General features: G+C 46.8%; 13 protein-coding genes. 5 read left to right on the top strand and 8 right to left on the bottom strand.

Annotated elements, in window-relative coordinates:
- Window positions 1-80: 80 nt before the first annotated feature.
- Window positions 81-818 (top strand): dipeptidase PepE, encoded by a 738-nt coding sequence (gene pepE, locus ORJ01_RS14830; protein ID WP_226751625.1) that lies wholly within the window; start codon window positions 81-83, stop codon window positions 816-818.
- Here pepE and bioD read toward each other — a convergent pair.
- Genes bioD through bioB form a run of 4 tightly spaced genes read right to left on the bottom strand, consistent with a single transcriptional unit; the run spans window position 815 to window position 4604 of the window.
- Complete coding sequence (gene bioD, locus ORJ01_RS14835) at window positions 815-1519, bottom strand: dethiobiotin synthase (protein WP_306178694.1); 705 nt, start codon at window positions 1517-1519, stop codon at window positions 815-817. The genes pepE and bioD overlap by 4 nt on opposite strands.
- Before the next feature lie 44 nt (window positions 1520-1563).
- On the bottom strand, window positions 1564-2337 hold the full coding sequence (locus tag ORJ01_RS14840; protein WP_306178695.1) for a methyltransferase domain-containing protein: 774 nt from the start codon (window positions 2335-2337) through the stop codon (window positions 1564-1566).
- The gene (locus ORJ01_RS14845) at window positions 2331-3497 is read right to left on the bottom strand and encodes an 8-amino-7-oxononanoate synthase (protein WP_306178696.1); all 1167 of its coding nucleotides are present in this window, start codon (window positions 3495-3497) and stop codon (window positions 2331-2333) included. The genes ORJ01_RS14840 and ORJ01_RS14845 overlap by 7 nt, the downstream gene beginning before the upstream one ends.
- A gap of 9 nt (window positions 3498-3506) precedes the next feature.
- Entirely contained in the window at window positions 3507-4604 is a 1098-nt protein-coding gene (gene bioB / locus ORJ01_RS14850; protein ID WP_306178697.1) for a biotin synthase BioB, read from the bottom strand.
- Between the two features lie 107 nt (window positions 4605-4711).
- Between bioB and bioA the strand changes: the two genes are divergently transcribed.
- The 4 genes from bioA to asnS all read left to right on the top strand — a co-directional run bounded on the left by bioA (window position 4712) and on the right by asnS (window position 9096).
- Window positions 4712-5980 carry an adenosylmethionine--8-amino-7-oxononanoate transaminase gene (bioA, locus tag ORJ01_RS14855; RefSeq protein WP_306178698.1) on the top strand — a complete coding sequence of 423 codons (1269 nt, stop codon included), beginning with the start codon at window positions 4712-4714 and terminating at the stop codon, window positions 5978-5980.
- A gap of 101 nt (window positions 5981-6081) precedes the next feature.
- On the top strand, window positions 6082-6939 hold the full coding sequence (locus ORJ01_RS14860) for an MBL fold metallo-hydrolase (RefSeq protein ID WP_226751631.1): 858 nt from the start codon (window positions 6082-6084) through the stop codon (window positions 6937-6939).
- On the top strand, window positions 6936-7463 hold the full coding sequence (locus ORJ01_RS14865) for a hypothetical protein (RefSeq protein ID WP_306178699.1): 528 nt from the start codon (window positions 6936-6938) through the stop codon (window positions 7461-7463). The genes ORJ01_RS14860 and ORJ01_RS14865 overlap by 4 nt, the downstream gene beginning before the upstream one ends.
- 232 nt (window positions 7464-7695) lie before the next feature.
- A complete protein-coding gene (gene asnS / locus ORJ01_RS14870; RefSeq protein WP_226751633.1) occupies window positions 7696-9096 on the top strand; it encodes an asparagine--tRNA ligase in 1401 nt (466 codons plus the stop codon).
- Between the two features lie 143 nt (window positions 9097-9239).
- Here the strand turns inward: asnS and ORJ01_RS14875 are convergent, their stop codons facing one another.
- The 4 genes from ORJ01_RS14875 to glgC form a co-directional block, all read right to left on the bottom strand.
- Window positions 9240-10466 (bottom strand): threonine/serine exporter ThrE family protein, encoded by a 1227-nt coding sequence (locus ORJ01_RS14875; protein WP_306178702.1) that lies wholly within the window; start codon window positions 10464-10466, stop codon window positions 9240-9242.
- A gap of 336 nt (window positions 10467-10802) precedes the next feature.
- Window positions 10803-11360 carry an NAD(P)H nitroreductase gene (locus ORJ01_RS14880; protein ID WP_306178703.1) on the bottom strand — a complete coding sequence of 186 codons (558 nt, stop codon included), beginning with the start codon at window positions 11358-11360 and terminating at the stop codon, window positions 10803-10805.
- A 79-nt stretch (window positions 11361-11439) separates the two neighbouring features.
- A complete protein-coding gene (locus tag ORJ01_RS14885) occupies window positions 11440-12870 on the bottom strand; it encodes a glycogen synthase (protein WP_306178704.1) in 1431 nt (476 codons plus the stop codon).
- Between the two features lie 29 nt (window positions 12871-12899).
- The gene (gene glgC, locus ORJ01_RS14890; protein WP_306178705.1) at window positions 12900-14138 is read right to left on the bottom strand and encodes a glucose-1-phosphate adenylyltransferase; all 1239 of its coding nucleotides are present in this window, start codon (window positions 14136-14138) and stop codon (window positions 12900-12902) included.
- Window positions 14139-14389 lie beyond the last annotated feature (251 nt).

Here is a 14389-nt window from a genome sequence, read left to right on the forward strand (position 1 = left end):
CAATTTAAGGTTTAACAAAGTCACAGAAATATTTCACTTTTTCAGGTAACATTTGCAAAAATGACCTTTCGGACTAGTTTATGAACTTGTTATTACTCAGTAGCTCACGTGCCAATAACAGCGAATATTTGACACCCTACTTAGCCTGGATCAAAACCCATTTGAGTAAAGTATCCTCGGTACTGTTTATTCCTTATGCCGGCGTGACCATCAGTCACGAACAATATTATCTTAACGTGAAAGCCGCCTTAGCGAGCTTGAATATCCGCGTCGATGCACTACATCAACAAGCCGATGCTAAAGCTGCGGTTCTTAATGCCGAAGCCATTTTAATCGGCGGTGGTAATACCTTCCAGCTAGTTAACCTCTTGTATAAAAACGATCTTATTAACGCCATTCGGCAACGCGTAACCAATGGTATGCCCTATATTGGCTGGAGTGCTGGCGCCAATATCGCAGGTGAAACTATCCGCACCACTAATGACATGCCGATTGTCGAACCCCCGTCTTTTGCCACTTTGCATTTTTTAAATGCGCAATTAAACCCGCATTATACCGATGTGGTAACCGCTGATTTTCATGGTGAAACGCGTGATATGCGTCTCGCTGAATTTATGCAGTTAAACCCCAGTGTGCCAATCATCGGCTTACCCGAGGGCACTGCACTTAAGATCACAGACAATCAAATTGTGCAATTAGGTCAAGCCGGAGGCTATTGGTTTTTGGCGGGAACAAAACAAGCGATTGCCGAGAACACTGAATTAACGGCACAGTTTGCGGCCACGTTAAGTCGCCCCTTATTAAACAACGCAAGTTAAGTTGGTATCAATTGCTTAGCCGTAGCGTGCGCCAGCGTGCGTGCCACGGCTTGTTGCTCGCTCACTGAGGGCTGAAATTGCACCGTAGCGAGTAACGGCCAAGGTAATCGTGCCGTAAGATCAGCCATGTTTTGTGCAAGAAATAACATCTCTGGCTGCAGTATATTGGCTACCCAACCTATAACCTGACAACCACTGCGGGTTAACTCACGTGCGGTCAGTACAGCATGATTTAAACAGCCCAGTTTTACGCCTACCACCAGCAATACCGGCAGGTTTTCTGCTTGCACCCAATCGGCCAGGTAGCGATCAGCACTGATCGGTAATAACCAGCCACCCGCGCCTTCGATTAACACAATTTCGGCACCGCTTTGCTCTAACTGTTGTCGCTGTGCGGATAATACCGCTTCTGATAACGGTTGTTGCAGCTCTGCCGCAGCAAAATGCGGTGCGCATGCTTTGGCAAAACACAATGGATTAAGCTGTGAATAAGGTAACGCGATACCGGAATGCCGCTGTAACAGTAACGCGTCACTGTTCACAAGTTGCCCGGCTTCATTGATTTCTGCGCCAGCCGCTATCGGTTTCGCGCCAACAGCACTTATACCAAGTGATTGAAAACCTTGCAGTAATAACGTACTGACAAAGGTTTTCCCCGCATCGGTATCGGTGCCTGTAACAAAAAAGCTGTTTGCGCTCATAGCCTGTGTTCCTAAAACGAAAATAACCGGGGTGTTGAATACACTTAAAGCGGTTTAGTCCCGCTAATTTGTACCACATAATAACTGGCAATTAAGGGGATACCGACAGCAGACTGTGGATAAGCGGCACTGACCCGCTGCCAATAACCTTTACCTGTGAGACCGCGCTGTGCTCGATTAGCCAGATGATTCGCCCCCAAGGCTTTTAATTCTTTGGCTAGAGCAAAAATATCAGCGTAAGGTAACTGATAGCAGGTCGTTTGTATTGAGCAGGCTAACGCCACGCCCGAGATGGCGTGCTGTAAATCGGCTAGGCTTAAAAAGGCATGGATATGCGGCTGCTCATCAACGGCGGCAAAGGCTTGTGCCATTTCAGTCAGGGTACCCTCGATCAAGGTGGTGATCACAAATTGCCCGCCAGGGCGAAGTACCCGGGCTATTTCAGCAAACACCTGTTGCGGCGCAGGACACCATTGCAACATCAGGCTCGAAAATACCTGATCAACACTGGCCGTTGGCAGTGGCAACGCCGCGGCATCAGCTTGCAAATAATGGATGGGTAATTGCTGAGCTTGCGCCTGGGCTAACATCCCGCTACTTAAATCCACCGCGGTGACTTTTTGAGCCAGTGATAATAGCTCTGGGTGTAACCAACCAGGACCACAACCGATGTCCAGTAAATGCCCCAGCGGTTTGCCAAAAGACACTAATTGCGTCAATGCCGCCTGCGCAACTTGCCGTTGCAAACGCGCAGCATCGACATAACTACCAGCGGCTTTACTAAAACAACTGGCCACTTGCAACGGCTGCGCTAACATGCTAACGCCTGCTTTAACATCTTGATTAAAAACTGAATATCTTCGGCCTGATGTGACGCGCTAAGCGTCACGCGTAACCTGGCGCTGCCGGCGGGCACCGTCGGTTGCCGTATGGCGGTAAGCCAAATACCTAATTGTTTCAATTGCTGACTTAGGGCAACAGCGCGCTCGCTGCTACCCAGCATAATGGCTTGGATAGCCCCTGTCGCGGGTAAACAGGGTAAATCGGCCTCTGCCGCTAAGCTGCGGAATAATTGAATATTGTCTTGTAATTTATCCCGGCGCCATTGTTCGGTTTGTACCAACTCAATGCTTTGGCTTACCGCTGCACATAACGCAGGTGACAAAGCCGTGCTGTAAATATAATGTCGTGCAAATTGTTCAATGTAGTCGATAACTGTTTTGCTTCCCGCCAAAAAAGCCCCACCCACGCCAAGCGCTTTTCCAAAGTTAGCCATGTAGCAATACAACTGTTGCGAAGCTAATCCCTGTGCCTGCCAACTGCCGCGGCCTTGTTCACCTAGCACCCCTAAGCCATGTGCATCGTCTAGCAGCAGAGCCGCTTGCCGTTGCTGACAGAGCTTAGATAGCGCCACAAGATCGGGGCTATCACCATCCATACTAAAGACGCCTTCCGTGACCACAAGACTGTGATTTCCAGCGTCAGGTGTTTCCGGTAACAGGCGTGCTAAGGCGTTTAAATCATTATGGGCAAAGCGGCGAAAACGCCCTTTATGTGCCAGGGCAGCGTCAATTAATGAGGCATGACTTAACTTATCTAACAGCAAGAGATCGTTACTGGCCACCAAGCTTTGTAACATGGCTTGATTGGCGGCAAAACCTGAGCTAAATAACAGCACACGCTCAAAACCGAGCCATGCGGCAAGTTGCGCTGACAGCTGCTGATGAATGTGATGATAGCCAGTGACTAACGGCGAGCCGGTACTGCCCGCACCATAGCGCTCAGCGCCGGCGGCATAACTGGCTTTTACTTTACTTGAATTCGCTAAGCCTAAATAATCATTGGCAGAAAAGTTTAAATAACATTGACCACCGACTTCTAAATAGCGGCCTTTATAATCGGCTATTACTTGGCTTTGCCGCAGTAAACCCTCGCTGCGGCGTTGTTGTAAAGCATGCTCTAACTGACTCAGGTGCATTCGCCACTCCTAGCCAGCAGCGTGATATAACGGTGGGTTCTGCTGCTCTTTAATCGCATCCGCTAAAGCGAGTTCATGCGCTTCATCTGAAACATCATGCTGCTGTGCTGAGTTGATCCCTAACTTAGCAAATAGCTGCATGTCCGCATCCGCTTCTGGGTTTTCTGTGGTTAGTAATTTATCGCCATAGAAAATCGAGTTGGCACCTGCAAAGAAACATAATGCTTGCATCTGTTCATTCATCCGCGAGCGCCCCGCCGATAAACGTACATGACTTTGCGGTAACATAATACGTGCCACGGCAATGGTGCGAATAAATTCGAAAGCGTCTAAATCATCAACGTTTTCCAGCGGTGTGCCTTTTACTTTTACCAACATATTAATTGGCACACTTTGCGGATGCTCAGGTAAATTAGCCAGTTGCATTAATAGCGCTGAACGATCATTGGCGGTTTCCCCCATACCGACAATGCCGCCACAACACACTTTCATCCCGGCATCACGCACATGCGTTAAGGTATCCAGCCGGTCTTGATAAGTGCGGGTCGTAATAATTTCACCGTAAAATTCTGGCGATGTATCGAGGTTATGGTTGTAGTAATCTAAACCAGCGGACGCTAAGGTTTGAGCTTGCTCGGCTTCTAACATACCCAATGTCATACAGGTTTCAAGCCCCATGGCTTTAACGCCACGCACCATTTCAATAATGTAAGGCATATCGCGTTGCTTAGGGTTACTCCAAGCCGCGCCCATGCAAAAACGGCTAGCGCCTTTTTGCTTAGCCGCTTGAGCTTGCTGTAACACTTTTTCTACTTCGATTAAGCGCTCGCGCTCTAAACCGGTATTGTAATGGCCGCTTTGTGGGCAATATTTACAATCTTCGGCGCAAGCTCCTGTTTTAATGGATAACAGCGTGCTGATTTGCACTTCATTTGGTTTAAAATGAGCACGATGCACAGTTTGTGCTTGAAATAATAAGTCATTAAAGGGTAATGCATACAGTGCATTAACCTCGGCCAGTGACCAATTATGCCGCACCGGCGCAGCGGCTTGAGCGGTAGAAGCGGAGGTATCTTGTGGTGATGGAGCTGCGGTATTCGCCTGCATAATAGGTCCCTGCGAGATTTGTGATCACGGTTTTTTTCGGCTAGTCTAGCGCTAGCGGCCAGCTTGTCAACGCTGACCACCCCAAAAACTTTACTAATGATTATTTTATGAGCACTGATTTGGCTTTTGATCGGCAACATATTTGGCATCCCTACACGTCTATGCTAAACCCTTTGCCTGTTTATCCTGTTGCAGCGGCTGAGGGCTGTACACTCATTTTAGAAGATGGCCGTCGCTTAATTGATGGCACCGCGTCATGGTGGTCGGCGGTACATGGTTATAATCATCCCGTATTAAATGCCGCCGTTACCGAGCAACTCGCCAAGATGGCCCATGTGATGTTTGGCGGCATTACGCATGCCCCCGCCGTGCAGTTGTGTCAGCAATTGCTCAGCATGGTACCCGCGCCCCTAAGCAAGGTATTTTTAGCGGATAGTGGGTCAATTGCCGTCGAAGTAGCGATAAAAATGGCCCTGCAATACTGGCAAGCCAGTGACACGCCACAGAAAACCAAGTTAATTAGCCTACGTAAGGGCTATCATGGTGATACGTTTGCGGCGATGGCGGTATGCGATCCTACCGATAGCATGCACAGCATGTTCAGTGAGCTATTACCACAACACTTCTTTTTGCCGGCACCCGCGTGCCCGTTCGACCAGCCATTTTCTGCAGAGTGCATGGCACCGCTCGAGACGCTGCTTGCCGCTGAACACCAACACATTGCCGCATTAATCCTTGAGCCGATTGTACAAGGCTATGGGGGTATGCGCTTTTATCATCCGGAGTACTTACGCCGGGCTCGCGCGCTGTGTAATCAGTATAGGGTGTTATTGATTGCCGATGAGATTGCCACGGGCTTTGGCCGTACCGGCAAATTATTTGCTTGTGAGCATGCGGACATCGCACCCGATATTATGTGTGTAGGCAAAGCTCTCAGCGGTGGTTATTTAACCTTGGCCGCGACACTGTGCACAGATGAAGTAGCACGGGGTATTAGCCAAAGTGCCGCGGGTGGCTTAATGCATGGCCCCACCTTTATGGCAAATCCGCTGGCCTGTGCGGTCGCACTCGCCAGCTTAAAACTGATTGCGCAGCACGACTGGCAGCAGCAAGTTGCGGCCATAGCGCAGCAATTAAACACAGAGCTTGCAGCAGCTAAACACTTTGCTAAAGTAAAAGAGGTACGGGTGTTAGGTGCCATTGGCGTATTTGAAATGCATCAGCCGGTTGATGTTGCGCTGTTACAAGCACAGTTTGTCGAGCTAGGCGTCTGGATCCGGCCGTTTAACCATTTGATTTACGTGATGCCGCCTTTTACCATTAGCGCGCAGGAACTGAGTAAATTAACAGCAGCGATGCTCACGGTAGCCGCTTAATGCGGCTGTACAAAAATAAATACGCTACATCGAACCAGATGCGTTAGTCTAGCGTAAGCACAACTAACCTAAACTTGTCTTCCCTATAGTAGGAGTGTTGTATGAAGTTGCGTACCCTAGTCACCGCGGTTAGTTTGTTAGTTACCAGCCAATTCGCTTTCGCTGATCGTTTTGCTGATGTTCAAATTAATTCAGCAACGCTAGCAAAAGATATTTACATGTTAACCGGAGCCGGTGGCAATATGGCGGCAGTGACCACTGCCGATTCGGTGCTGTTAATTGACAGTCAGTATGTTGAGCTGGCAGATAAAATCCGCGCCAAGTTAAAAACCCTTAGCCCAGGTGAGCTCACAACCCTGATTAACACCCACATGCACGGCGATCATGTCGGTGGTAATGCAGCCTTAGCCGCTAATGCCGATATTATTGCGCATGTAAATGTACTGACTCGGCTACGCAATGACAGTAACTTCAACCCAGCGGGCTTACCTAAAACGACCTTTGATAAAGTGTTAAACATCAAACATGGCAACATTGAATTAATGCTTGAGCCCATGCCTGCCAGTCACACTGATGGCGATATCCTGGTCTGGTTCCCACAGTTTAACATCGTACATATGGGCGATTTAATGTTTCAAGGTCGTTTCCCGTACATCGATTTTGGTAATGGCGGCAATGTGCAGCAGTACATTGAAAACACCCGTTATGTGCTACAGCGTATTGATGACAACACCCAAGTCATCCCTGGTCATGGTGATTTAACTAACAAAGCCGGTTTAGCTAAAGAACTGAAGATGATGGAGCAAACCATGGCACAAGTTGTAGCTTGGCGTGCTGAAGGACTCACCGAGCAACAAATGATCGACCGAGGTTTAGGCGAGCAGTTTAATGCGTGGCATTGGAATTTTATTACTGAAGCGCGCTGGATTAAAACGCTTTATCAGGCAACCCAACCTTGAGAACCGCAGCGCTGACTTGGCTTCTATTCGCTATCGGCTTAGCTGCCGGTAGCGCTTTAGCACAACAGCAGCAAAGCCCCTTACCCGGCGATCCGCTGAGCTATTTAGTCGCTGAGATCGCCAGTTATGATAACAATCAACTGACACTCTCTGATGGCACAGTTTGGCGCGTCACCGCCACACAATTTGGTTTGGCGGGTACGCCGGTACTGATTAGCGGCCGTAATTTAAAAACAGGCAGTAACGAGCTGTTTATTGCCGGCTTTTCCTTTCAAGCGCGTTATCAAAGTGGCGAGTTACAAGAGCGTAAAGGTACAAAACTGACCCTGATCAGCTCGCATGCCGACGGGAAACGTTTGCGTCTAACCGATACCTTGCAAGCTTTTGTGGTGGATAAAGATCGCCGTTACAGCCGTCTTTGGGCTGTCGGACAAACAGTGATTTTAGACAGCAGCGGTCAACAGCTTTTAGCCTTACCTTCGTTGGAACAAGCGCAAGTACAATTAGTCGGCATTTATCAATAAACACGGCGGTTAAGCTGTTTTGCGCTGTTTTTCTGCAACCGCCACATCTCACTTAACAACCCTTCAATCGCTGTGTCGTGATTGGCCGCAAAACACCTACTCGCTTTGATAACAAGACTTTTTGGTTACAGCGCCACTTTTTGCTTGTTTTCAGCCACTAGCAAAGTATCATTGCTGTTTTTATCATTAGAGGCTTAGCCCTCGCCCCATTGCACCTTCGGGAGTTGTTTGCATGACGCATGCCGTAATAAAAGACGTTTTGGCCGGTCACTATTCGATTGGCGATAAAGTAACTGTAAAAGGTTGGATCAGAACCCGCCGCGATTCGAAAGCTGGCATTTCCTTTTTAGCTGTGCACGACGGCAGTTGTTTCGATGCCGTTCAGGCGGTAGTGCCCGCAGAATTAACCAATTATGAAACGGAAGTTAAACGCTTAACGACATCATGTTCAGTTATTGTGTCTGGCGTTATTGCTCGTTCAGAAGGTCAAGGCCAAGCGTTTGAAATTCAAGCAGATCATGTTGAAGTCGTCGGCTGGGTAGAAAATCCAGACACCTACCCGATGGCCCCCAAACGCCATAGTATGGAATATCTGCGCGAGCATGCTCATTTGCGGGCTCGCACTAATATCATGGGCGCGGTAACTCGCGTTCGTCACTGTTTAGCACAAGCTATCCATCGGTTTTTCCATGAACAAGGCTATTTTTGGATCAGCACGCCGTTGATCACCGGCTCTGACACCGAAGGCGCCGGCGAAATGTTTCGGGTCAGCACCTTAGATTTACAGAACTTGCCGCGTGATGACAAAGGCGCTATTGATTTTAGTAAAGATTTCTTTGGTAAAGAAACTTACCTGACCGTATCCGGCCAATTAAACGGAGAAACTTACGCCTGTGCTATGTCAAAAATCTACACCTTTGGCCCAACCTTCCGTGCTGAAAATTCTAACACTAGCCGGCATTTGGCTGAGTTTTGGATGATTGAACCCGAAGTGGCGTTTGCCGAATTAAAAGACATTGCCCAACTGGCTGAAGACTTACTGAAATACGTATTAAAAGCCGTATTAACTGAACGTGCTGATGATATGGCCTTCTTTGCTGAGCGTATCGATCCTAAAGCCATTGAGCGTTTAGAACAGGTGGTTAACTCTCATTTCGTGCGGATGGATTACACCGACGCCATTGAGATCTTAAAAACCTGTGGCAAGAAGTTTGAATACCCTGTCGAATGGGGTGTCGATTTACAATCAGAGCATGAGCGTTACCTTGCCGAAGAGCATATTGGTGCACCCATCATTATGCAAAACTACCCGAAAGACATTAAAGCCTTCTATATGCGTTTAAATGCCGATGGTAAAACCGTCGCCGCGATGGACGTATTAGCCCCGGGTATTGGTGAGATTATCGGTGGTAGCCAACGTGAAGAGCGTTTAGAGCAGTTTGATGCACGATTAGCTGAAATGGGTTTAAACAAAGAAGATTATGGCTGGTATCGCGATTTACGTCGTTATGGCACCGTGCCGCACTCAGGCTTTGGGTTGGGTTTTGAGCGTTTAGTCTCTTATGTTACCGGTGTTGGTAACGTACGAGATGTGATTGCCTTCCCGCGCACTCCAGGAAACGCTGAGTTTTAATTAAAACGAACGAGCCGTAATGTGTTTAATACGCAACGCGGCAACGAATGATACCTTTAATTTCTGCTTATAAAATGCCAGCCAGCTTAACTGACTGGCATTTTTTTTAAGTTGTTACCAAAAGTTTCCATTTTACTGTTTTATCACAAGCTTTTCTTCGGCGGTAAAGCCACATTAGCAAAGATAAGCCCGCCGACCAACGCCATTAAAATCAAAAAGGTTTGTTGCCCCACCCGATCTGAAACAACGAAGTCTTGCCCAGAAATCAAAGAGTTTAAGCCAATATAGGTTTTACTTCCTGGTACTAGCACAATCAGTCCATGCATGGCGACAATAACTGCCGGAGCCTTGGCTAAACGGGTAAACAGGTTGCTATAGATACCAACAGCGAAAGCGCCTAAAAAAGCCCCCATGGTGTAATCAAAAGCATTGGCGCCGGTAATACTAACCCCATAAGCAATAAAGCCCGCAGCCAAAGACCACAGCGTATACTTTCCACGACTTTTAAATAACACAATCAACGAGCTAACTAAGATACCCACCGCCAACCAGGCAAAATACCGTGAAATCGGTTCGGGTTTAACAAAATCGACAATACCAAATAATTTAAAGCCAATCGCCATCCCTAAAAAAGCGCCAAAGTATAATTTAAACAACAGCATTAAAGCGTCCATGATCCGGGCATTACCCGATACCAGATGACGTGCAGCTAATTCGGCAAAACCTATGGTCAGCGCCAAGCCGGGAATAAATGAAATAATGGCCGAAAGCACCGTAAGACGAATATTAATACCCGGATCGATATAGCTGCTAATTGCACAAGCACCGATCGCTGCGGCCAGAGCAACCAGAGGCTCCAGCATATTGTTAATGCGTGGCGAGTGTGCCGCCCATAGCATAAATAAGTAAACCAATAGCGACAATAAAGACGACCACAGCACATCATTCCAACTGGTGGCCATTAACATCGCAAAGGCACCACCGGATCCCATCATGGCAATGGCGGTAGCCAGCTTACCGTAAGAGCTGGGGCGGGCATCAATAATGTCGAGCAACGAATCGGCTTCAACTAAGCCAACTTGGCCACTGAGCACCTGATCAACCAGTTCATCGGTTCGAGATAAAGCGCCCAAATCTAAATCCCCTGGGTTTACACGAGAAGCATGGGTGTACTCTTGCTCATGACCATCGGTCCAAAGCACAAAAGTCATAGACGTTGGCGAGATAATAAACGAACCCTTTATACCCAGATGTGAAGTTAGCTCCGTTAAATGGGCCTCTAACCGATATGCAGGTGTGCCGTACTTGTGCAGCATCTTACCTAATTTGACAATAAATTTACGTTTTTGGTTAAAATCAGTGCTATACAAATGAAGTCGTCCTGCGGTTGGCTATAGTTAAATGCTTTAAAGTACCTATTGTAACGTAACGCAGTAATGATGTCAGAGTTGTCACAGGGTAAAATTTAAGCAAAATAGTTTACGGGGTTTAACCCGCTTGGTTTTAAGTCACAGTGTGGAGGGGTGAAAAATTATCGATAACGCAAACACATCATAGAGACCAAAACAAGAATGCTCCAGGTAAATAACCGTAACCTAAAAAAACAGCCAGATGGCAAAAGCCACTGACTGTTTTATTGATCAAAGCATCACACTTAGCACTCAGCGTTTTGGCCAGTGGCAGCGTTTAATAAAAAGGGTTTAAGCTTAAAAATCGCTAAAAAAAGCCTCTGGCTCTAAAGCACTCTTTTGTGGTGCTTGACCACTGGGGGTGCCTAGATACAAAAAGCCCACAATTTCATCATCGGCATCCAGTTTAAAAGCTTGTTTCACATAATCATATTGTGCGTAAGCTCCCGTACGCCAAATACCACCAAAACCTAGCGCAAACGCCATTTGTTGCATCGCCATCACGCTGCACGCAACCGATTGCACTTGCTCTACAGACGGCACTTTTGCATGCTCAGTGATCTTAGCAATACAAATGATCACCATGGGTGCTCGCATGGGTAACTGTCGGGCACGCTCCTGCATATCAATTGAGATAGACGGATCTTCTTCAATCGCTGCTTCGGCAAATATATCCCCTAAGCGTGTTAGCGCGTCACGGCCTTCAGCCACAACAAAACGCCAAGGCCTCAAAGCACCGTGATCCGGTACTTGTATAGCGGCACGCTTAATTAAGTTTAGCGCCTCACCTTCTGGCGCAGGTTCGCGCAGTCGTGGCGAGGAATATCGGGTAGTCAGTAGCGTTAATGCATCCATAAACTTAACCTTTTCAAAAGCGTTAACTCAGGCTACCAAATATTGCTGAATTTCTCACGGCAATTTTTCAATAAAACTGTTAACTGCATAAATCCTCAGCAAGGTGCACATTTCTTGCCTTCAGATACAGGGCTTGGTATTCGTTAACGGCAGCAGGCCAGCTAAAATTTTGCAGCATGCCACGGTGTTGTACTTGCTGGTACTGATTCGGTTGTTGATACAGCGTTTCCGCTTGTTCTAAGGCCGTTTGCATGGCTTCAACACTGATTTCAGTAAAGCCAATGCCGGTTGCCGCAGCACCAGGCCAAGGTTGAACCGTATCGCGTAACCCCCCCGTTAACCGCACTAAAGGCACGGTGCCATACTTTAAGCTGTAAAGTTGATTCAAACCACAAGGTTCAAATAACGACGGCATTAAAAAGAAGTCACCGGCGGCTTCCGTTTGATGAGCTAAACGCTCGTCAAAACCTTCGAAGAAACGAAATTGCGCGTTAAAATCATGTTGTAACTGATAAAGCTGTCTACAATACTCAGCGTCACCACTACCCACCAAAAATACTTGCGCTGTGGTGTTAGCTAACCACCGGCGTAAGGCTGGTATTAAATAATCAAAGCCTTTTTGCCCGGTAATACGGCTTACCGAAACGAATAATGGCACATCGAGCTCGGCTAAATTAAAGCGTTGGCGTAAATGGGATTTACATTGCGCTTTACCGCTTAAATCATTAATACTGAAGTTAGCGATCAGCGCATCATCCGTGGCGGGATCCCACTGTTGATAGTCACAACCGTTTAAGATACCAAAAAAATCAGCGGCACGGCGTTGATAGAGTGCCGACAAGCCATTAGCCGCAGGCTCAGTCATTAATTCATCACGATAACCTACGCTAACGGTATTCAGCTTAGTGGCATGCCGGATACCTTGTTCAAGCATATTTAAAAATTGATCATCATTAGCCTGTAACCCTAAACGGCCAAACCAATAATGATCAGTTGTGAGCTGATACGCACCATTATGGATGGTATAAACAAAGGGTATTCCCCCTAATACCGGATCATGGGCGTAATGCTGTTTTAAATAAGCTGCGGCAACCCCAGTTTGCCAATCATGACCATGAATGATATCGACTTCAGGTAAATAATGTTTAGCCCACTCCAACGCCGCTTTGCAAAAAAAGCCAAAGCGTAGCGGATTATCAGCATAACCATGTTTACCGTCATCGTAGGGGCGATCACGTTGAAAGAAATCATCGTGCTCTACTACGCGAATATCGACATCGTGGGATAATAGCTGACGTACCGCACAGCCATATTCCTGACCACCTAACTCAAAAAACAACGCGTCAGACTCTCCCGTCGGACGGCTATATAAAGGCGCATAGCGAGGTAGCATCACGGTGACTTCATGGCCTGCGGCTTTTAGGTTAATGGCTAAGCCATAACAGGCATCGGCCAAACCACCGGTTTTAATCAAGCCTTCGTATTCACTACATAACAACAAAATCTGCACTACTAATTCCTTAATCGGTTGTGCCGAGCTTACTCATTATCAAAGCCGATCCGGGCGCCTTTAGGGATCACCACAACTCCGCCTGCAGACACATGAAAACGCTTGCGATCGGCTTCTAAATCTTCACCAATCACCGTGTTGGGTGCGATACGCACATCTTTATCAATAATACAGCGACGGATCCGACAACCACGACCAATGTCGTTATTGCCCATTAGCACACTCTTTTCGATATAACTGTGGCTATGGACGTTAACATTATAACCGAGGATTGACTGATAAATAATCGCACCACTGATAATAGAACCCGCGGCAACCATTGAGCTTATCGCTTGGCCGGTTCGATTAGCTTGATCGTGCACAAATTTTGCTGGCGGTACTGGCGGCGTATAGCTGCGTAACGGCCAAAAACGGTTATAAACATCGAACGGGGGATCAATCGAGATTAAATCCATATTCGCTTCGTAATAAGAATCGATGGTGCCTACATCACGCCAGTAACCAGCGCTGCTCTGTGATTCGCCGCGAATATGGTTGGTAGAAAAGTCATAAACATACACTTCACCCTGCGGATAAAGTCCTGGAATAATGTTGTGGCCAAAATCATGTTTTGAATCGGGCTGTGCGGCATCTGCATTTAGCACATTCACTAAACAATTGGCTTCAAAAATATAGTTACCCATCGATGCCAGTACCATGTCCGGTTGACCTGGGATTGTTTTAGGATTATTTTTTGGCTTTTCTTCAAAACCTATCATCCGACCGTCGGCATCGACCTCGATAATACCAAACTCATGAGCTTGCTCTTTCGGGACAGGGATAGCAGCAACGGTTAGTTTCGCGTTTTTATTACGATGAAAATCTAACATCTGGCGAATATCCATTTTATAGATATGATCGCCACCGAACACACAAACATGCTCTGGATCTAAACCTTCAATCAAATGCAAATTCTGATAAATAGCATCTGCCGTACCTAAGTACCAATGCTTACCTGTTTGCATTTGCGCGGGAATGGGATCGATAAAACGATTGGATACCCCCCCTACTCGCCATGCGCGACTTAAATGCTTCATCAATGAATGTGATTTAAACTGCGTAATAACGAAAATCTGCAGTAAGTCAGCATTTACAAAGTTATTTAAAACAAAATCGATAATACGATAGTTTCCACCAAAAGGAACAGCCGGTTTCGCACGCACCGCTGTTAAAGGTGATAAGCGGGTGCCTTCGCCACCAGCCAGTATCATAGTTAACACTCCAGACATAGTTATTCCTCTGTATTTTATTAGTATGTAACCGCTTACATTTTTTATCGCCGCACATTTATAGGTAAGCTGTTCTTATAGCGCGGTCGGGATATTTCCATCAAGATTTCAGAATCCTTCATTAATCGATGTAGATTTAACATAGCATCAAAAACTAGAATTATGTAGTACCAAAAAACAAGAAAATAAAAACGGCCACTTGAAAAGTGGCCGCAAGAAAAGTTTACCCCTTGTTTACCGCAATGAATTGC

The organism is Alishewanella sp. SMS8 (assembly GCF_030737935.1).
Classification (GTDB): Bacteria; Pseudomonadota; Gammaproteobacteria; order Enterobacterales; family Alteromonadaceae; genus Alishewanella; species Alishewanella maricola.